The 19,032-nt window shown below is 63.1% G+C and carries 15 protein-coding genes; 7 read left to right on the plus strand and 8 right to left on the minus strand.

Features of this window, described 5'->3' with window-relative positions; all coding sequences use genetic code 11:
- The first annotated feature begins 98 nt into the window (after positions 1-98).
- From V7773_RS27680 to V7773_RS27690, 3 genes are read left to right on the plus strand one after another with little or no spacing between them, the layout of a single operon-like run.
- A complete protein-coding gene (locus V7773_RS27680; protein WP_092146611.1) occupies positions 99-1,202 on the plus strand; it encodes an efflux RND transporter periplasmic adaptor subunit in 1,104 nt (367 codons plus the stop codon).
- Positions 1,199-2,263, plus strand: a complete 1,065-nt coding sequence (locus V7773_RS27685; protein WP_092222206.1) for an efflux RND transporter periplasmic adaptor subunit — start codon at positions 1,199-1,201, stop codon at positions 2,261-2,263. The genes V7773_RS27680 and V7773_RS27685 overlap by 4 nt, the downstream gene beginning before the upstream one ends.
- Entirely contained in the window at positions 2,260-5,307 is a 3,048-nt protein-coding gene (locus tag V7773_RS27690; protein ID WP_336076251.1) for an efflux RND transporter permease subunit, read from the plus strand. Before V7773_RS27685 ends, V7773_RS27690 begins: the two co-directional genes overlap by 4 nt.
- Positions 5,308-5,511: 204 nt before the next feature.
- Here the strand turns inward: V7773_RS27690 and V7773_RS27695 are convergent, their stop codons facing one another.
- Positions 5,512-7,731 (minus strand): heavy metal translocating P-type ATPase, encoded by a 2,220-nt coding sequence (locus V7773_RS27695; RefSeq protein ID WP_336076252.1) that lies wholly within the window; start codon positions 7,729-7,731, stop codon positions 5,512-5,514.
- 86 nt (positions 7,732-7,817) lie between these two features.
- Here V7773_RS27695 and cadR point away from each other — a divergent pair, with 86 nt between their 5' ends.
- A complete protein-coding gene (gene cadR, locus V7773_RS27700; protein ID WP_003196623.1) occupies positions 7,818-8,264 on the plus strand; it encodes a Cd(II)/Pb(II)-responsive transcriptional regulator in 447 nt (148 codons plus the stop codon).
- A gap of 102 nt (positions 8,265-8,366) precedes the next feature.
- On the opposite strand, the gene V7773_RS27705 is transcribed toward cadR, so the two are convergent.
- The 3 genes from V7773_RS27705 to V7773_RS27715 all read right to left on the minus strand — a co-directional run bounded on the left by V7773_RS27705 (position 8,367) and on the right by V7773_RS27715 (position 11,049).
- Entirely contained in the window at positions 8,367-9,338 is a 972-nt protein-coding gene (locus V7773_RS27705) for a thymidylate synthase (protein WP_336076253.1), read from the minus strand.
- A gap of 50 nt (positions 9,339-9,388) precedes the next feature.
- Complete coding sequence (gene lgt / locus V7773_RS27710) at positions 9,389-10,198, minus strand: prolipoprotein diacylglyceryl transferase (RefSeq protein WP_053117240.1); 810 nt, start codon at positions 10,196-10,198, stop codon at positions 9,389-9,391.
- 68 nt (positions 10,199-10,266) lie between these two features.
- Positions 10,267-11,049 (minus strand): sulfite exporter TauE/SafE family protein, encoded by a 783-nt coding sequence (locus V7773_RS27715; protein WP_057450605.1) that lies wholly within the window; start codon positions 11,047-11,049, stop codon positions 10,267-10,269.
- Positions 11,050-11,380: 331 nt separating this feature from the next.
- Here V7773_RS27715 and V7773_RS27720 point away from each other — a divergent pair, with 331 nt between their 5' ends.
- The gene (locus V7773_RS27720) at positions 11,381-12,136 is read left to right on the plus strand and encodes an NRDE family protein (protein WP_063323449.1); all 756 of its coding nucleotides are present in this window, start codon (positions 11,381-11,383) and stop codon (positions 12,134-12,136) included.
- Positions 12,137-12,280: 144 nt separating this feature from the next.
- On the opposite strand, the gene ptsP is transcribed toward V7773_RS27720, so the two are convergent.
- Together ptsP and V7773_RS27730 are read right to left on the minus strand one after the other, a co-directional pair.
- Positions 12,281-14,560: a phosphoenolpyruvate--protein phosphotransferase gene (gene ptsP, locus V7773_RS27725; RefSeq protein ID WP_063323448.1), complete on the minus strand. Its 2,280-nt coding sequence runs from the start codon at positions 14,558-14,560 to the stop codon at positions 12,281-12,283.
- Between the two features lie 22 nt (positions 14,561-14,582).
- Positions 14,583-15,062 (minus strand): RNA pyrophosphohydrolase, encoded by a 480-nt coding sequence (locus V7773_RS27730; RefSeq protein ID WP_003186867.1) that lies wholly within the window; start codon positions 15,060-15,062, stop codon positions 14,583-14,585.
- A 143-nt stretch (positions 15,063-15,205) separates the two neighbouring features.
- Here V7773_RS27730 and V7773_RS27735 point away from each other — a divergent pair, with 143 nt between their 5' ends.
- The gene (locus tag V7773_RS27735) at positions 15,206-15,862 is read left to right on the plus strand and encodes an HAD family hydrolase (protein WP_063323447.1); all 657 of its coding nucleotides are present in this window, start codon (positions 15,206-15,208) and stop codon (positions 15,860-15,862) included.
- 37 nt (positions 15,863-15,899) lie between these two features.
- On the opposite strand, the gene V7773_RS27740 is transcribed toward V7773_RS27735, so the two are convergent.
- Together V7773_RS27740 and ilvA are read right to left on the minus strand one after the other, a co-directional pair.
- Positions 15,900-16,325: a DUF2269 family protein gene (locus tag V7773_RS27740; RefSeq protein WP_336076254.1), complete on the minus strand. Its 426-nt coding sequence runs from the start codon at positions 16,323-16,325 to the stop codon at positions 15,900-15,902.
- Between the two features lie 144 nt (positions 16,326-16,469).
- Positions 16,470-17,984: a threonine ammonia-lyase, biosynthetic gene (gene ilvA, locus V7773_RS27745; protein WP_336076255.1), complete on the minus strand. Its 1,515-nt coding sequence runs from the start codon at positions 17,982-17,984 to the stop codon at positions 16,470-16,472.
- A gap of 137 nt (positions 17,985-18,121) precedes the next feature.
- On the opposite strand from ilvA, the gene rpiA reads away from it, so the two are divergent.
- Positions 18,122-18,793, plus strand: a complete 672-nt coding sequence (gene rpiA / locus V7773_RS27750; protein WP_336076256.1) for a ribose-5-phosphate isomerase RpiA — start codon at positions 18,122-18,124, stop codon at positions 18,791-18,793.
- Positions 18,794-19,032: the final 239 nt, after the last annotated feature.

A 19,032-nucleotide genomic window follows, 5' to 3' on the forward strand; every position in this document is an offset into this window, starting at 1 on the left:
TTTGCCCGATTTGTTGCGTCCATTGTATTCGTTGAACCCTGTTCTAAGCTCACAGTCGTATCGTCACTGGTACGTCCGTACAGCGCAAAGGAGTCTGCATGGCTGGTCCCCGAATCAAACTGGTAGTCGGCTTGGGCCTCTGTGTGCTGCTGGCCGGATGCGGCGATGAAAAGCCTGTGGAAAAAGCCCTGCCGCGGGTTTTCGTGCAGCAAGCCGTGCCCAGCGAATACGCCGCTTCGGTGACCTTGACCGGCGATGTCCAGGCGCGGGTGCAGGCTGATCTGTCGTTTCGCGTGGGTGGCAAGATCATCGAGCGCAAGGTCGATGTCGGCGCCCGGGTTTCGGCCCGGCAAGTGCTGGCCCGGCTCGATCCTCGGGACCTGCAGACCAACGTCGACTCCGCAGCGGCCCAGGTGGCCGCCGAGCAGGCGCGGGTCAAGCAGAGTGCGGCGGCCTTCGTGCGCCAGCAGAAACTCTTGCCCAAGGGCTACACCAGCCAGAGCGAGTACGACGCCGCCCAGGCTCAACTGCGCAGCAGCCAGAGTGCGCTGACCGCTGCCCAGGCCCAACTGGCCAACGCCCGCGAACAACTGAGCTACACCGCACTGATTGCCGAGGCCCCGGGCATCATCACCGCGCGCCAGGCGGAAGTCGGCCAGGTGGTGCAGGCGACGGAGCCGATCTTCAGCTTGGCCCGGGATGGCGAACGAGACGCAGTGTTCAACATCTACGAGTCGCTGTTGAGCGAACCGCCATCGGACCCTGCGATCACCATCAGTCTGCTGGATAACCCCGCCATCAAGACCACCGGCACGGTACGCGAGATCACCCCGGCGGTGTCTGCCCAGACCGGCACCGTGCAGGTCAAGGTCACCCTCGATGATCTGCCCGAAGGCATGCGCCTGGGCTCGGTGGTCAGTGCCACGGCTAAAGCCGCCGGCAAGACCGCCTTCGAGCTGCCCTGGTCGGCCCTGACCAAGAACCTCAGTGAGCCGGCCGTGTGGCTGGTGGACAGCGAGGGCAAGGCGCAGTTGCAAACGGTGACCGTCGGCCGCTACCTGACCGGCAAAGTCATCGTCAGCGATGGCCTCAAGGGCGGTGAGAAAATCATCATCGCGGGCGGGCAATTGCTACACCCCGGCGTACGCGTCGAGATCGCTGAAAACACCTCTGGAAAAACCACGTCGGGAGTCCAGCCATGAAGGGTTTATGGATGGTCTCGGTCGGCCTCTTGCTGGCCGCCTGCTCCCAGGAAGAAGCGCCACCCGAACCGGTGCGCCCAGTGTTGTCAATTGAAGTCAGGGCTCTCGACCAGCAGGCGCTTGGGCGGTTCGCCGGGAATATCCAGGCCCGCTACGAGAGCAACGTGGGTTTCCGCGTGCCAGGACGGATCGCCAGCCGCAATGTCGACGTCGGCGCTGAAGTGAAGAAGGGCGACCTGCTTGCCACGCTCGACCCTACCGACCAGCAGAACCAATTGCGCGCCGCCCAGGGCGATCTGGCGCGGATCGAGGCGCAGTACATCAATGCCCAGGCCAATGCCCGCCGCCAGCAGCAATTGTTCGACCGTGGCGTCGGTGCCCAGGCGCAACTGGACATCGCCCAGACCGACTTGAAAACTACCGGCGCGTCCCTTGAACAGGCCCGGGCTTCGGTGGAGCAGGCCCGCGACCAGCTCAACTACAGCGAACTGCACACCGACCACGACGCCGTCGTCACGGCCTGGAATGCCGAAGCCGGGCAGGTGGTCACCGCCGGCCAGCAAGTGGTGACCCTGGCCCGCCCGGACATCAAGGAGGCAGTGATCGACCTGCCGGCCGATCTCGTCGACCGGCTGCCCGCGGACGTGGTGTTCGAAGTCACCGCGCAAATGGACCCGAGCATCCACACCACCGCCACCGTGCGCGAGATCGAACCCCAGGCCCAGAGCGCCACCCGTACCCGCCGCGCGCGCCTGACATTGGCCGATACACCACCAGGTTTTCGCCTGGGCACGGCCATCAGCGTGACCCTGAGCTCGACCATCGAACCGCGCATCGAGCTGCCACTCAGCGCGTTGCAAGAGATCGACGGCAAGGCGCGGATCTGGCTGGTCGACCCGCACAGCCAGACCGTCTCCCCCCGTGACGTGCGGATTCTCGAACGTTCGGCCAGTTCGGTTCTGGTGGCCAACGGCATCAAGGCCGGCGATCGCGTGGTCAGCGCCGGGGTGAACAGTCTCCAGCCGGGGCAGAAAGTGAAACTCGACGAGGATGCACGATGAAAGGGCCTTTCAATCTGTCCGAATGGGCCCTGCGGCATCAGTCGTTCGTCTGGTACCTGATGTTCGTGGCGTTGTTGATGGGCGTGTTTTCGTACATGAACCTGGGGCGCGAAGAAGACCCCTCGTTCACGATCAAGACCATGGTCATCCAGACCCGTTGGCCTGGCGCGACCCAGGAAGAAACCCTCAGGCAGGTCACCGACCGCATCGAGAAGAAGCTCGAAGAGCTTGATTCCCTCGACTACGTCAAAAGCTACACCCGACCGGGAGAATCGACGGTGTTCGTGTACCTGCTCGACACCACCGCAGCCAAGGAAATTCCCGAGATTTGGTACCAGGTGCGCAAGAAGATCAACGACATTCGCGGCGATTTTCCTGACGGCCTGCAAGGGCCCGGGTTCAACGACGAGTTCGGCGATGTCTACGGTTCGGTGTACGCCTTCACTGGCGACGGCCTGTCGATGCGCCAGTTGCGCGACTACGTGGAACAGGTGCGCGCCGAGATCCATGACGTCCCGGGCCTGGGCAAGGTCGAGATGGTGGGCGAGCAGGACGAAGTGCTCTACCTGAACTTCTCCACGCGCAAACTTGCCGCGCTGGGGATCGACCAGCGCGAGGTCGTGCAGAGCCTGCAAACCCAGAACGCCGTGACCCCGGCCGGGGTGATCGATGCCGGGCCCGAGCGGATTTCCGTGCGCACGTCCGGGCAGTTCCAATCCGAAAAAGACCTGGCCAACGTCAACCTGCGGCTCAATGACCGCTTCTATCGGCTGGCCGACATCGCCGACATCAGCCGCGGTTACGTTGACCCTGCCACGCCGATGTTCCGTTTCAACGGTACACCGGCCATCGGCCTCGCCATCGCAATGAAGAAGGGCGGCAACATCCAGGATTTCGGCAAGGCGCTGCATGCGCGCATGAGCGAGCTGACCGCTGACCTGCCGGTGGGCGTTGGCGTGCATACCGTGTCGGACCAGGCCGAAGTGGTGGAAGAGGCGGTCGGCGGCTTCACCAGTGCCTTGTTCGAGGCGGTGATCATCGTCCTGGTCGTCAGCTTCGTCAGCCTCGGCGTCAGGGCCGGACTGGTGGTGGCCTGCTCGATTCCGCTGGTACTGGCGATGGTCTTCCTGTTCATGGAATACAGCGGCATCACCATGCAGCGGATTTCCCTCGGTGCGTTGATCATCGCCCTCGGCCTGCTGGTGGACGACGCGATGATCACCGTGGAAATGATGGTCACGCGCCTGGAAAAAGGCGACAGCAAGGACCAGGCCGCGACGTTCGCCTATACCTCGACGGCATTCCCGATGCTCACCGGGACCCTGGTGACCGTGGCCGGTTTCGTGCCCATCGGCCTGAACGCCAGTTCTGCGGGTGAGTACACCTTCACCCTGTTCGCGGTCATCGCGGTGGCGATGCTGGTGTCATGGATCGTCGCGGTGTTATTTGCCCCGGTGATCGGCGTGCACATCCTCAGCACCAACGTAAAACCCCACAGCGCCGAGCCGGGGCGGATCGGACGGGCGTTCAACGGTGGCCTGTTGTGGGCGATGCGCAATCGCTGGTGGGCCATCGGCATCACCGTGTTGCTGTTCGTGCTGTCGGTGTTTTGCATGCGTTTCGTGCAGAACCAGTTCTTCCCGTCCTCGGACCGGCCGGAAATCCTGGTGGACCTCAACCTGCCGCAAAACGCCTCGATGGACGAGACCCGCCGGGCGGTCGATCGCCTGGAAGCGACCCTCAAGGGCGACCCGGATATCGAGCGCTGGAGCACCTACATCGGCGAAGGTGCGATTCGCTTTTACCTGCCGCTGGATCAGCAACTGCAGAACCCGTACTACGCGCAACTGGTGATTGTCAGCAAAGGCCTGGAGTCGCGCACGGCCCTCACCGAGCGCCTGCAAAAGCGTCTGCGTGAGGATTTCGTCGGGATTGGCAGCTACGTGCAAGCCCTGGAAATGGGCCCGCCAGTGGGCCGGCCGATTCAGTACCGGGTCAGCGGCAAGGACATCGACCAGGTGCGCAAGCATGCGATCGATCTGGCCACCGAGCTGGACAAGAACTCGCATATTGGCGAAATCATTTACGACTGGAACGAACCGGGCAAGGTGCTGCGCATCGACATCGCCCAGGACAAGGCGCGGCAGTTGGGCTTGTCTTCCGAAGATGTGGCCAGGCTGATGAACAGTATCGTCAGTGGCTCGCCAGTGACCCAGGTCAACGACGATATCTACCTGATCGATGTGGTGGGTCGCGCTGAAGATGCCGAGCGCGGTTCGCCGGAAACCCTGCAGAACCTGCAAATCGTCACCCCGGGCGGCACCTCGATTCCGTTGCTGGCGTTCGCCACGGTGCGCTATGAACTGGAACAGCCCTTGGTGTGGCGTCGTGACCGCAAGCCCACCATCACCATCAAGGCTGCCGTGCGCGACGAGATCCAACCCACCGACCTGGTCAAGCAACTGCAACCGGCCATCGACAAGTTTGCCGCCGGCCTGCCTGTGGGCTACAAGGTCGCCACGGGCGGTACGGTGGAAGAGAGCAGCAAGGCCCAAGGGCCGATTGCCAGTGTCGTGCCGTTGATGCTGTTCTTGATGGCGACTTTCCTGATGATTCAGTTGCACAGCGTGCAGAAGCTGTTCCTGGTGGCGAGCGTCGCGCCCCTCGGATTGATCGGCGTGGTGCTGGCGCTGGTGCCGACGGGCACGCCCATGGGCTTTGTGGCGATCCTCGGGATCCTCGCGTTGATCGGCATCATCATCCGTAACTCGGTGATCCTGGTGACCCAGATCGATGAATACGAACGTGACGGCTACGAGCCCTGGGATGCGGTGGTGGAGGCCACCGAACACCGGCGCCGGCCGATCCTGCTCACGGCCGCCGCGGCGAGCCTGGGGATGATCCCGATTGCCCGGGAAGTGTTCTGGGGGCCGATGGCCTACGCGATGATCGGAGGGATCATCATCGCCACCCTACTGACGCTGCTGTTCCTGCCGGCGCTGTATGTGGCCTGGTACAAGATCCGCGAGCCGAAGCGCGATTGATCGACGGGAGCTGGCTTTGCACTGCTTCTGTGGCGAGGGAGCTTGCTCCCGCTGGGCTGCGAAGCAGCCCTATAAGCGATGAGCGCTTCGCACTCAAGCGGGAGCAAGCTCCCTCGCCACGGGTTTCTGCGGGGCTTGATCTTCAGCGAAATCCTGCGGAAGCGAGCTTGCTCGCGATGAGGCCAGCCCAGTCACCCAGGCCTTTTACTTGCGCAACAACCGCAACCCATTGAACACCACCAACAAACTCACCCCCATGTCGGCGAACACCGCCATCCACATGGTGGCGAACCCGGCGAAGGTGAACCCGAGAAAGATCGCCTTGATCACCAACGCCAAGGCAATGTTCTGTTTCAGGATGCTGGAAGTCTGCCGCGACAGACGAATGAAAGCCGGGATCTTGCGCAGATCATCGTCCATCAAGGCGACATCGGCGGTTTCGATGGCCGTGTCGGTGCCGGCCGCTGCCATGGCGAAACCGATTTCCGAACGGGCCAGGGCCGGGGCGTCGTTGATGCCGTCGCCGACCATGCCGACGCGGTGCCCCTGGGCGTACAACGCTTCAATGGCTTGCAGCTTGTCTTCGGGCAACAGGTCGCCCCGAGCCTGGTCCATGCCCACCTGCGCGGCAATCGCGTCGGCGGTGTGGGCGTTGTCGCCGGTGAGCATCAAGGTCTTGATGCCCAGGTCATGCAGTTGCCGGATGGCTTCGCGGCTGGAGTCCTTCACGGTGTCGGCCACGGCAAACAGCGCCAAGGGGCCTGTAGCGTCGAGCAGCAGCACGACGGACTTGCCTTGTTTTTCCAGGGCGAAGAGTTTCTCTTCCAGTTCGGGGGAGCACAGGCCGAGGTCTTCCACGAGGCGGTGATTGCCCAGGTGATAAGTCTGCCCGCCGATGTCGCCGCGCACGCCACGCCCGGCAAGCGCCTCGAAGTTATCCACAACCTGCTGTGCCAGCTGCTTATCCACAGCCGCGTTGGCAATCGCCCGGGAAACCGGGTGGTCGGAGCGGGCGGCGAGGCTGGCGGCCAGGACTGGAGCGGTGGTTTCCACGCTCGGGTCCAGCGCCACATAGTCGGTTTGCACCGGCTTGCCGTGGGTGAGCGTGCCAGTCTTGTCCAGGGCCAGGTAGTCGAGCTTGTAGCCACCTTCCAGGTACACGCCGCCCTTGACCAGGATGCCTTTGCGCGCAGCGGCAGCGAGGCCGCTGACGATGGTCACGGGGGTGGATATCACCAGTGCGCACGGGCAAGCGACCACCAGCAGCACCAGCGCCCGGTAGATCCAGTCGAACCACGCCGCGCCCATGAACAGCGGTGGGATGATGGCTACAGCCAGGGCCAAGGCAAACACCGCCGGGGTGTAGATTTTCGAGAACTGGTCGACGAAGCGCTGGGTTGGCGCACGGGAGCCCTGGGCCTGTTCCACGGCGTGGATGATCCGCGCCAGGGTGGAGTGATCGGCCGCCGCGGTGACGGTGTATTCCAGCTCGCCGGCCTGGTTGATGGTGCCGGCGAACACCTTGTCGCCGATGGTTTTTTCCACCGGCAGGCTCTCGCCCGTGATCGGTGCCTGGTCAATGGTCGAACGACCGGCGACCACGTCGCCGTCCAGGCCAACCCTTTCGCCCGGGCGAAGCCGTATCCGCGCACCGAGGGCGATGACTTTTACGTCCTGCACCTGCCAGCTGCCATCGGCCTGTTGCACGGTGGCCTGTTGCGGGGCCATCTGCATCAAGCCGCTGATGGCGTTGCGCGCGCGGTCGAGGGATTTGGCTTCGATCAGCTCGGCCACGGTGAACAGGAACATCACCATCGCCGCTTCCGGCCATTGGCCGATCAGCACGGCGCCGGTCACGGCGATGCTCATCAGCGCGTTGATGTTCAGGTTGCGGTTCTTCAGGGCGATCCAACCCTTCTTGTAGGTACCCAGGCCGCCACTGAGGATCGACACCAACGCCACCAGCGCGACCACCCAGTTTGGCGCGGCGTTGGTGAAATGGATCAACTCGGCGCCCAGGGCTGTCACGCCGGACAGCGCCAGCGGCCACCAGGGCTTGGCCGGGGCGGGCAAGTCAGGGGAGGCTTTCTCTTTGCCCGGAGTCATCGGCTCGGCCTGCATCCCTAAGGATTCGATAGCCTTGATGATCGGCGCGTCGCTGGGCAAATCGTGGGTTACGCCCAGCACGCGGTTGATCAGGTTGAAGTCCAGTCGCTGCACGCCTTCAAGCTTGCCGAGCTTGTTCTGGATCAGCGTCTGTTCGGTGGGGCAGTCCATGGCTTCGATGCGGAAACTGCTCAGCCGCGCACCGTCCGTCGGCGTTTTGCCGAGGATGACCACCGCTGGCGCCGCTTTCGAGGCGCAGCAGGAATGCCCGTGGTCATGGCCGTGGTCGGGTTTGTGGGTGTGAAGGGAATCGCTCATCGGGTGACGTCCGTGAAAAGTGCCTGTTGCGCAGTAAAGACCCTGTAGCCACTATAGGGTCAAGCACCTATTTGGGAGGCCGCATCATGAAGATCGGAGAACTGGCGAAAATCACCGACTGCCAGGTCGAAACCATCCGCTACTACGAGCGCGAAGGCTTGCTGCCGGAACCGGCCCGTAGCGACGGCAATTACCGCGTCTACACCCAGGCCCATGCCGAGCGGCTGACGTTCATCCGCAATTGCCGCACCCTGGACATGACCCTGGAAGAAATCCGCAGCCTCCTGGCCCTGCGCGACAGCCCCCAGGACCAGTGCGAAAGCGTCAACGCGCTGATCGACGAGCACATCCAACACGTCAAGGCCCGCATCGACGGCCTGCTGGCCTTGCAGACGCAACTGATCGACCTGCGCCATCGCTGTGGTGAAGGGCCGGACCTGGATCAATGCGGGATTTTGCAGCGGCTGGAGGTCAGTGGTGCAGTGGCGCCGGAGGTGGAGCATTCGCATGTGGGGCGCAGTCACGGGCATTGAAAGCCCATTGATCGCTCCCACGCTCTGCGCGGGAATGCAGCCCGGGACGCTCCGCGTCCCTGTGACGCAGAGCGTGGGAGCGATCAAGAGAGGTGGTGTGGCTCAGACCGCCATCGGCGCGGTCATCGGCGCATGGTGCTGGTAGCCTTCGAGGGAGAAGTCGCCCGGTTCCACCAACTCCAGCCACTCAGGCTGGTACACACCAGTCTCGGCAAACGCCGGCACGCGCTCGGAAATCACCAGTTTCGGCATCGGGAACGGCTCGCGCTTGAGCTGTTCGTTGAGCATGTCCAAGTGGTTTTCGTAGACGTGGGCATCGCCGATGAAATAGGTGAACCAGCGCGGCGTGTAGCCGGTCAGGCGACCGATCAGGCTCAGCAGCGCGGCGCCTTCGGTGAGGTTGAACGGCGTGCCCAGGCCCAGGTCGTTGGAGCGGATGTAGAGGGTCAGGGAGATTTCCTTGGTCTCGACGTTCGGGTGGAACTGGTAGAGCAGGTGGCACGGCGGTAGAGCCATTTCATCGAGCTGGGCACAGTTCCAGCCATGGAACAGGATGCGCCGGCTGCCCGGGTCCTTGATGATGGTGTCGACGCATTGGCGAACCTGGTCGATGGCCTTGTACAGCACCACGTAGGCCTGGCCATTTTCTTCGCCTTCGGCGATCTGCCGATAACCCTGGGCCAGCGTCTGCTCGATGGCCGCCGGGTTGCTCAGGGGGATCTGTTTGTAGGCCGGCCATTTGCGCCACTGCACGCCGTAGATCTCGCCCAGGTCGTCGTCGCCCTGGCGGAACGGGTTGGCCAGCCACTGGGCGTTTTCGTTGGCGTTCTGGTCCCAGACCTTGCAGCCCAGGGCGCGGAATTCGGCGGCATTGTTCACGCCACGGAGAAAACCGCACATCTCGCCAATGGCCGACTTGAAAGCCATCTTGCGGGTGGTGATGGCCGGGAAGCCGTCCTTCAAGTCATAGCGCAGCATGGCGCCGGGGAAGCTGATGGTGTTCACGCCGGTGCGGTTGGCCTGCTTGGTGCCGTTCTTGATGACGTGGGCCACCAGATCAAGATATTGCTTCATGGGTTACCTTGTGTCCTTGAACCCGGGGCCAGCGCCCCGGGGTTCGAATTTTAAACCTTGGCCGCCGCAGCCGGCGCGCGATGATAAGCCAGCCAGATCAACGCCAGGCCGCCGATGATCATCGGCAAGCACAACACCTGGCCCATGGTCAGCCAGTTCCACGCCAGATAGCCGAGCTGGGCGTCCGGGACGCGGACGAATTCAACGATGAAACGGAAGATCCCGTAGAACAGCGCGAACATGCCCGACACCGCCATGGTCGGCCGCGGCTTGCGCGAGAACAGCCAGAGGATCAGGAACAATGCCACGCCTTCGAGGGCAAACTGGTAAAGCTGCGACGGGTGGCGCGGCAACTGCGCCGGGTCGCTGAACGGCGGGAAGATCATCGCCCACGGCACGTCGGTCGGCTTGCCCCACAATTCGGCATTGATGAAGTTGCCGATGCGCCCGGCGCCCAGGCCGATCGGCACCATCGGCGCGACGAAGTCCATCAGCTCGAAAAACGATTTGTTGTTGCGCTTGCCGAACCACAACGCCGCCAGCATTACGCCGATGAACCCGCCGTGGAACGACATGCCACCCTTCCAGACTTCAAAGATCAGCGTCGGGTTGGCCAGGTACGCACTCAGGTCGTAGAACAGCACGTAGCCCAGGCGCCCGCCGACGATCACGCCCATGGACAGCCAGAACACCAGGTCCGAGAGCTTTTCCTTGTTCCAGGTCGGGTCGAAACGGTTGAGCCGACGCGACGCCAGCCACCAGGCGCCGCCGATGCCGATCAGGTACATCAGGCCGTACCAGTGGATTTTCAGCGGGCCGATGGCCAAGGCCACCGGATCGATCTGCGGGTAAGGCAGCATTAATATTCCTCGTAAACGTCAAAAATACCCGGGCGACGCTGCCACCTCGGGATTAAGCCAGGATTGCGTCAGAACAGAAAACTCAAGCCCACGCAGAATAGCAAGGCGGCGAACAGCCGCTTGAGCAAGCGCGGCGACAGGCGATGGGCCAGTCGCGCACCGAAGCGGGCGAAGACCATGCTGGTCAGGGCGATGCCCAGCAACGCCGGCAAATACACAAAACCGAGACTATGGGCCGGCAGCAGCGGATCGTGCCAGCCCAGAATCATGAAACTTAGTGCACTGACCACGGCGATGGGCAGTCCGCAGGCCGATGAGGTCGCGACCGCTTGCTGCATCGGCACGCTGCGCCAGGTCAGGAACGGCACGGTCAGCGAACCGCCGCCGATGCCGAAAATCGCCGAGGCCCAGCCGATCACCGTGCCGGCCAGGGTCAGTCCGGCCTTGCCCGGTACGCTGCGACTGGCGTTGGGCTTGAAATCCAGGGCCAATTGCAGAGCAACGATCAGGGCGAACACGCCGATGATCTTTTGCAGGTGCGGGCCGGAAATCGCTTCGGCGGTGATCGCGCCGAATCCGGCACCGATCAGGATGCCGACGGTCATCCAGGCGAACACCGGCCAGCGCACCGCGCCTTTGCGTTGATGCTCGCGTACGGCATTGACCGAGGTGAAGATGATCGATGCCAGCGAGGTGCCGACGGCCAGGTGCGTCAGCACCTGCGGGTCGAAGCCCTGCAGGGTGAAACTGAACACCAGCACCGGGACGATGATGATCCCGCCCCCCACGCCGAACAACCCGGCCAACACACCGGCGCAGGCGCCGAGCAGCAGATAGAGCACAAATTCCACCAGACTCTCCCCGCCCATCCCCGAAATAAGAGCGGCATGGTAACGGATCCAGGGTCCCCGGCTCCACTGAAGGTGATGGATGTGGGGGCGATGTCTGGGTAGAGTGGGCTGAGAGCCCTGGAGATATTGGGTGGCGAACTGCTGTTGTGGCGAGGGAGCTTGCTCCCGCTGGAGGGCGAAGCCCTCCCAATAAAATCCCGCTGACTGGTCTGAAAAACTGGCCTCTGGATTTTGGGGCTACTTCGTAGCCCAGCGGGAGCAAGCTCCCTCGCCACAGAGGCTGTGTTCGGCTCTATCTTCAATGGATGGGTATTTTAAACAGGACGACCTGATGTGCCTGATCGTATTTGCCTGGCGACCTGGGCATGCCCAGCCGCTGATCGTGGCGGCCAACCGCGACGAGTTCTACGCCCGGCCGACCTTGCCCCTTGCCCAGTGGCCTGATGCGCCCCATGTGCATGCTGGTCGCGACCTGGAGGCCGGCGGCACCTGGCTTGGCATTGGCGCCGAAGGGCGCTTTGCGGCGCTGACCAACATCCGTGACCCGGGCCAGTTGCCGGCATTCAAGTCGCGCGGCGAACTGGTGGCGCGGTTCCTGACCGGAAATCTTTCGATTACTGAGTATTTGAGCGAAATCGTGCCCCGCGCCAGCGAGTATGGTGGGTTCAACCTGTTGCTCGGCGATGGCGTCGAGCTGTGGCACCACAACGCCCGCGATACCCAGCCGCAGCGGTTGGACGAGGGGCTCTATGGCTTGTCGAACGCGGGGTTGAACACGCCATGGCCCAAGTTGCTCAAGGCCCGCGCGGCGCTGGGCGAGGTGCTGGACGATCCACAGCCCGAGGCACTGCTTACGCTGCTGAACGACCCACGGCCTGCTCCGGTGGCTGAGCTGCCTGATACCGGGGTGGGAGTGGCGACCGAGATGCTGCTATCGAGTGTGTTCATCGCCAGCCCGGCCTACGGGACGCGGGCGAGTACGGCACTGATTGTCCATGCCGATGGGACGCGGCAGATGGTCGAGCGCAGTTTCGGGCCCCACGGGGGGCATTTGGGGGAGGTGGAGCTGCACATTGAATGCCTGTGATAACCCGTGGCGAGGGAGCTTGCTCCCGCTCGGCCGCGAAGCAGTCGCAAGTTGGCTGACACTGCCCTTATCGCTATCACCGCAATCGGGAGTGCTTCGCACTCCAGCGGGAGCAAGCTCCCTCGCCACACACACCAATGCTCGTCAGAGCGTCTTGTTCGAAGCCGGATTGATCATCCGCGCCAACCCAAGGTTCTTCAGCGCCAGTTGCAAGGAGCTGTGGATCACTTGCGGGTTGTCGATGGTCATCACCTCCGCGAGCAATTCCTGGGCCTTGCTGAGGTTGATCTGGCGCAGCATCCACTTCACTTTCGGCAGGTTGGTGGCGTTCATCGACAAGCTGTCGAAGCCCATCGCCATCAGCAGCACTGCGGCGGCCGGGTCGCCGGCCATTTCGCCGCAGATGCTCACTGGCTTGCCTTCGGCATGGGCGTCACGTACCACGTTCTGCAAGGCTTGCAGCACCGCCGGGTGAAGGTAGTCGTACAGATCCGCGACCCGTGGGTTGTTGCGGTCCACGGCCAGCAGGTACTGGGTCAGGTCGTTGGAGCCCACCGACAGGAAGTCCACCTGTCGGGCCAACTCCTTGGTCTGGTACACCGCTGCCGGAATCTCGATCATCACGCCAATCGGCGGCATCGGCACATCGGTGCCTTCGTCGCGCACTTCGCCCCAGGCCCGGTGGATCAGGTGCAGGGCCTCTTCCAGTTCATGGGTGCCGGAGATCATCGGTAACAGGATGCGCAGGTTGTTCAGGCCCTCACTGGCCTTGAGCATGGCGCGGGCCTGGACCAGGAAGATTTCCGGGTGGTCGAGGGTCACGCGGATGCCGCGCCAGCCGAGGAACGGGTTGTCTTCCTTGATCGGGAAGTAGGACAGGGACTTGTCGCCGCCAATGTCCAGGCTGCGCATGGTCACCGGTTGCGGGTGGAACGCGGCCAGTTGTTCGCGGTAGATCGCCAGCTGTTCCTTTTCGCTGGGGAAGCGCTGGTTGATCATGAACGGCACTTCAGTGCGGTACAGGCCCACGCCCTCGGCGCCACGTTTCTGCGCCCGGGCCACGTCGGCCAGCAGGCCGGTGTTGACCCACAGTGGCATGCGGTGGCCGTCGAGCGTCACGCACGGCAGGTCCCGCAGCGCATCCAGTCCCAGGGACAGTTGCTTTTCTTCCTCCACCACATCGGCAAACTGCTTGCGCAGCACGTCGCTGGGGTTGGTGTAGACCTCGCCGTGGTAGCCATCGACGATCATCTGGATGCCGTCGACCTTGGAGTACGGCAGGTCCACCAGGCCCATCACCGTCGGGATGCCCATGGCCCGGGCCAGGATCGCTACGTGGGAGTTGCCCGAACCCAGTACCGAGACCAGTCCCGCCAGTTTGCCTTCGGGCACTTCGCCGAGCATGGCCGGCGTGAGTTCTTCACTGACCAGGATGGTGTTGTCGGGGTAGACCAGGGTCTGCTGGCGCTCTTGCTGCAAGTAGGCCAGCAACCGGCGGCCAAGGTCCTTGACGTCCGAGGCCCGCTCGCGCAGGTAAGCGTCGTCCATCAGTTCGAAACGGTTGACGTGGTCGGTCACCACCTGGCGCAGTGCGCCCTGGGCCCACTGGCCGGTCTTGATGACGGTGGTCACTTCGCTGCCCAGGGAGGCATCGTCGAGCATCATCAGGTAAACGTCGAACAGCGCGCGCTCTTCAGGGCGCAGCTGCGTCGCCAGCTTGGCCGACAGGGCGCGCATGTCGGCGCGTACGCCTTCGATGGCGGTCTTGAACAAGCCCAGCTCGGCGTCGATATCGGTGATGGCCTTGTCCGGCACCACGTCCAGGTCGGCGGGTGGCAACATGACCACCGCCGTACCCACCGCCGCGCCCGGTGAACCCGGCACGCCGACGAACTTGGCTTCCTGGATGCCCTTGCCCTGGCGCCCCAGGCCGCTGATCGAGCCGGTGGCCTCGGCGTGGGCGATAACGCCGGCCAGTTGCGCGCTCATGGTCACGAGGAAGGCTTCTTCACCCTCGTCGAACTGGCGGCGTTCTTTTTGCTGGATGACCAACACGCCGACAACGCGGCGGTGGTGGATGATCGGTGCCCCGAGGAACGAGGCGTAGCGTTCTTCGCCGGTTTCGGCGAAGTAGCGGTAGCGCGGGTGATCCGCGGCGTTTTCGAGGTTCAGGGGTTCTTCGCGTGTGCCGACCAGACCGACCAGGCCTTCATTGGGGGCCATGCTGACTTTGCCGATGGAGCGCTTGTTCAAGCCCTCGGTGGCCATCAACACGAAACGATTGGTCTCGGGATCCAGCAGGTAGACCGAGCAGACCTGGCTGCCCATGGCCTCTTTGACACGCAATACAATAATCCCCAACGCCGCCTTGAGATCCTTGGCGGAGTTAACTTCCTGGACGATCTTGCGCAGCGTATTGAGCATGGCTCGGGGTCGAACTCCGTCGTCAGTCGCGCGTCAGCAGGCGCGGGGCAAGCTCTTTGAGAGCGCGTCGGTACACTTCGCGCTTGAATGTCACCACCTGGCCCAACGGATACCAATAGCTGACCCAGCGCCAGCCATCGAACTCCGGTTTACCGGTCAAATCCATCCGCACCCGCTGCTCGTTGGAGATCAGGCGCAGGAGAAACCATTTCTGCTTCTGGCCGATGCACAGCGGTTGGCTGTGCGTCCTGACCAGGCGTTGCGGCAAACGATAGCGCAACCAGCCGCGGGTGCAGGCGAGTATTTCGACATCTTCTCGCTCAAGCCCCACTTCTTCGTTCAACTCGCGGTACAAGGCCTCTTCCGGCGTCTCCTGGGGGTTGATCCCGCCCTGAGGAAACTGCCAGGCGTCTTGATTGATACGGCGAGCCCATAGCACTTGCCCTGCATCATTCGTAAGAATGATCCCCACATTGGGGCGGAAACCATCGGGGTCGATCACGGCAACAACCTCGCAAACGCATGTCGCCGCATTGTTCCACAAAGGTTGTGAAAGCAGCAACGAGCCCGCCTAGCTTATGTGCACTCTTGTGAAAAGTCCGTATTCTGGACGCCTTTCTTCAGATTTTTCAGCGAGTAACTGCAATGCGGCTGGCTTTATTCGACTTGGATAACACATTGCTGGGCGGCGACAGCGACCACGCGTGGGGCGATTACCTGTGCGAGCGCGGTTTCCTGGACGCTGTCACATACAAGGCACGCAACGACGCGTTCTACCAGGATTACCTGGCCGGCAAGCTCGACAACGCCGAGTACCTGAATTTTTGCCTGGAAATCCTCGGTCGTACCGAAATGGACGTGCTGGCCCAGTGGCACCTGGACTACATGCGCGACTGCATCGAGCCGATCGTGTTGCCCCAGGCCATCGAATTGCTGGAAAAGCACCGTGACGCTGGCGACAAGCTGGTGATCATCACCGCCACTAACCGCTTTGTCACCGGGCCGATTGCCGAGCGCCTGGGCGTCGAAACCCTGATCGCCACCGAGTGCGAGATGATCGACGGGCGCTACAGCGGGCGCAGCACGGATGTCCCGTGCTTTCGCGAGGGCAAGGTGACCCGGCTGAACCGTTGGCTGGAAGAGACCGGGCATTCGCTCGACGGCAGCTATTTCTACAGCGATTCGATGAACGACCTGGCGCTGCTGGAGGTGGTGACGCATCCGGTGGCGGTGGATCCGGATCCGAATCTTCGGGCGGAGGCCCACAAGCGGGGTTGGCCGGTAATCAGTCTGCGTGGCTGAAACAGCTATCGCGAGCAAGCCGGCGCGGTCTAACGCCTCAAACCGGCTTGGCGCCCATCAACCCCGCAATGACGACAAAGCAGACAACACTGAACAGTGCCAGGGCAAAGGTGAACTTCCCGCTGCCTCCCGGCGCCTTGCGCAATTTGTTCAGCCGCACCACCAACCAGAACCCGGCCAGCGCCGCCACGGTGTAGAGCACGCTGGAAGCCAGCAACCAGGTCTGCCCCAGCGACCAGCCAACCTGATGCACCATCCACCAGCCCGTGAACGGCAGGCTTGCCAATGCCAGGATCATCACCAGCCAGACGAACAGTCGCGGACGTTGCAGCGTGCGTGCCGCCGCCGTGGCATCGCCGTTGCGGCGCGTGCGCCAGACCCAGAGGGCCAGCCCGAGGGCGCCCGCCAACAGCAGAACCGTGGCTACGACGTGGGCGATTTTCAGGAGGGTCAACGTTTCCATGGTTCGATTTCCTTATGACTTGTCCAGCACAGCTTAGACCCCCCTGTGGCGAGGGAGCTTGCTCCCGCTGGGTCGCGAAGCGGCCCCAAAAAAAGCAGTGAGCGCTTCGCACTCAAGCGGGAGCAAGCTCCCTCGCCACAAGGTTCACCCCAAGAACAGCTGATACGCCGGGTTATCGCTTTCATCCCAGTACGGGTAGCCGATTTCTTCCAGGGCGGCCGGCACCAGGTGGCGCTCGTCGTGCGGCACCTGTAGCCCGGCGACCACACGGCCATCCGCCGCGCCATGGTTGCGGTAGTGGAACATCGAGATGTTCCAGCGTCCGCCCAGCTTGTTGAGGAAGTTGAACAGCGCACCCGGGCGTTCCGGGAATTCGAAGCGCAGCACCACTTCGTCGATGACATGGGCCGCATGCCCGCCGACCATGTGGCGAATGTGCAACTTGGCCAGTTCATTGTCGGTCAGGTCCAGCACCGGGAAGCCTTGTTCGGTCAGGCTGGCGATCAGCGCGCTGCGCGGGTCGTTTTCCGGGTGGGTCTGCACGCCAACGAAGATGTGCGCCTCACTGCCGGTGTTGTAGCGATAGTTGAATTCGGTGATCTGGCGCTTGCCGACGGCTTCACAGAACGCCTTGAAACTGCCCGGCTGCTCGGGGATGGTCACGGCGATGATCGCTTCGCGGCCCTCGCCCAGTTCGGCGCGTTCGGCAACGTGGCGCAAGCGGTCGAAGTTGACGTTGGCGCCGGAGTCGATGGCCACCAGGGTCTGGCCACTGACACCCCGCGACTCGACGTATTTCTTGATCCCGGCCACGCCCAACGCGCCGGCAGGTTCGGTGATCGAGCGGGTATCGTCGTAGATATCCTTGATCGCAGCGCAGATCTCGTCGGTGCTGACGGTGATCACTTCGTCCACGTAATGCTTGCAGATGTCGAAGGTGTGCTGGCCGATCTGTGCCACGGCGACGCCGTCGGCGAACAGCCCCACGGTCGGCAGGACCACGCGCTCGCCAGCGGCCATGGCCGCTTGCAGGCAATTGGAGTCGTCCGGCTCGACGCCGATGATCTTGATGTCCGGGCGCAGGTACTTCACGTAGGCCGCGATCCCGGAAATCAGCCCGCCACCGCCCACCGGGACGAAGATCGCATCCAGGCGCCCCGGGTGCTGACGCAGGATTTCCATCGCCACGGTGCCCTGCCCGGCAATGGTGTGGGGATCGTCATACGGGTGGATGTAGACGTAGCCTTTTTCGTCGACCAGTTTCAGCGAGTAGGCCAGGGCTTCGGGGAACGAGTCACCGTGCAGCACCACCTTGCCGCCACGTGAGCGCACGCCTTCGACCTTGATTTCCGGGGTGGTCTTGGGCATCACGATGGTGGCCTTGACCCCCAGTACCTTGGCCGCCAGGGCCAGGCCCTGGGCATGGTTGCCTGCCGAAGCGGTGACCACGCCGCGGGCGCGCTCTTCGTCGCTGAGCTGGGTCAGCTTGTTGTAGGCCCCGCGAATCTTGAACGAGAACACCGGCTGCAAGTCTTCGCGCTTGAGCAAGATGCTGTTGCCCAGCCGCTCGGAGAGCTGGCGAGCGGACTGCAGCGGGGTTTCTACGGCAACGTCGTAAACGCGCGAGGTGAGGATCTTTTTGACGTACTGTTCAAGCATCGGAAAGCATCACTGAGCGGGTTGGGCAGGGCCAAGGAGTCTAACCCGGCTTTTAGCTGGGCGACCACACGAATCCCAAGGTTTTGTTGGGTTATACTCGCGCCCCTCTTTACTTCCTGCCCGCTTTCGGAGCCCGCATGACCCAGGATCAACTCAAACAGGCCGTGGCCCAGGCCGCCGTCGACCTCATCCTCCCGAAGCTGGATGACAAGAGCGTCGTCGGGGTTGGCACCGGCTCTACGGCCAATTGCTTCATCGACGCGCTGGCGCAACACAAGGGTGCGTTCGACGGCGCGGTCGCCAGCTCCGAAGCCACCGCCGCGCGCCTCAAGGTCCACGGGATTCCGGTGTACGAGCTCAACACCGTGAGCGACCTGGAGTTCTACATCGATGGCGCCGACGAAAGCGACGCGCACCTGAACCTGATCAAGGGCGGCGGCGCGGCCCTGACTCGCGAGAAGATCGTCGCGGCCGTGGCCAAGACCTTCATCTGCATTGCCGACGCCAGCAAGCTGGTGCCGGTGCTGGGCGCGTTCCCGTTGCCCGTGGAAGTCATCCCGATGGCCCGCAGTCATGTGGCTCGCGAACTGGTGAAGCTGGGTGGCGACCCGGTGTATCGCGAAGGCGTGCTGACCGATAACGGCAACGTCATCCTCGACGTGCACAACCTGCAGATCACTAACCCGGTGGAACTGGAAAGCCAGATCAACGCCATCGTGGGCGTGGTCACCAACGGTTTGTTCGCTGCGCGTCCTGCTGATGTGCTGCTGCTGGGGACCCCTGAAGGGGTGAAGACCCTCAAGGCTTGATCCGCTGTTGTGACTGTGGCGAGGGAGCTTGCTCCCGCTGGGTTGCGTAGCAGCCCCCTCTCAAGCCCACCCAATCAACCTGATCCACAGCGTTGCCGGGTTTTAGGGCCGCTGCGCGGCCCAGCGGGAGCAAGCTCCCTCGCCACGGGAATTGGGCACGGCGCGGGTCAAGGGAATGCCTCGAATCAGTGTCAGTTTCAAGCGCAAATCGGTTGGTCGACCGGGATGCTTTTGTGGGG

This window comes from Pseudomonas sp. 3JA (assembly GCF_036961705.1).
Classification (GTDB): Bacteria; Pseudomonadota; Gammaproteobacteria; order Pseudomonadales; family Pseudomonadaceae; genus Aquipseudomonas; species Aquipseudomonas fluorescens_Q.

Bases quoted from the DNA above. Each gene is read 5' to 3' on its own strand.
- cadR (WP_003196623.1), top strand. From the start codon at position 7,818: ATGAAGATCGGAGAACTGGCGAAAATCACCGACTGCCAGGTCGAAACC.
- V7773_RS27720 (WP_063323449.1), top strand. From the start codon at position 11,381: ATGTGCCTGATCGTATTTGCCTGGCGACCTGGGCATGCCCAGCCGCTG.
- V7773_RS27680 (WP_092146611.1), top strand. From the start codon at position 99: ATGGCTGGTCCCCGAATCAAACTGGTAGTCGGCTTGGGCCTCTGTGTG.
- V7773_RS27695 (WP_336076252.1), bottom strand. From the start codon at position 7,731: ATGAGCGATTCCCTTCACACCCACAAACCCGACCACGGCCATGACCAC.
- V7773_RS27705 (WP_336076253.1), bottom strand. From the start codon at position 9,338: ATGAAGCAATATCTTGATCTGGTGGCCCACGTCATCAAGAACGGCACC.
- rpiA (WP_336076256.1), top strand. From the start codon at position 18,122: ATGACCCAGGATCAACTCAAACAGGCCGTGGCCCAGGCCGCCGTCGAC.
- V7773_RS27740 (WP_336076254.1), bottom strand. From the start codon at position 16,325: ATGGAAACGTTGACCCTCCTGAAAATCGCCCACGTCGTAGCCACGGTT.
- ilvA (WP_336076255.1), bottom strand. From the start codon at position 17,984: ATGCTTGAACAGTACGTCAAAAAGATCCTCACCTCGCGCGTTTACGAC.
- lgt (WP_053117240.1), bottom strand. From the start codon at position 10,198: ATGCTGCCTTACCCGCAGATCGATCCGGTGGCCTTGGCCATCGGCCCG.
- ptsP (WP_063323448.1), bottom strand. From the start codon at position 14,560: ATGCTCAATACGCTGCGCAAGATCGTCCAGGAAGTTAACTCCGCCAAG.
- V7773_RS27735 (WP_063323447.1), top strand. From the start codon at position 15,206: ATGCGGCTGGCTTTATTCGACTTGGATAACACATTGCTGGGCGGCGAC.
- V7773_RS27685 (WP_092222206.1), top strand. From the start codon at position 1,199: ATGAAGGGTTTATGGATGGTCTCGGTCGGCCTCTTGCTGGCCGCCTGC.
- V7773_RS27690 (WP_336076251.1), top strand. From the start codon at position 2,260: ATGAAAGGGCCTTTCAATCTGTCCGAATGGGCCCTGCGGCATCAGTCG.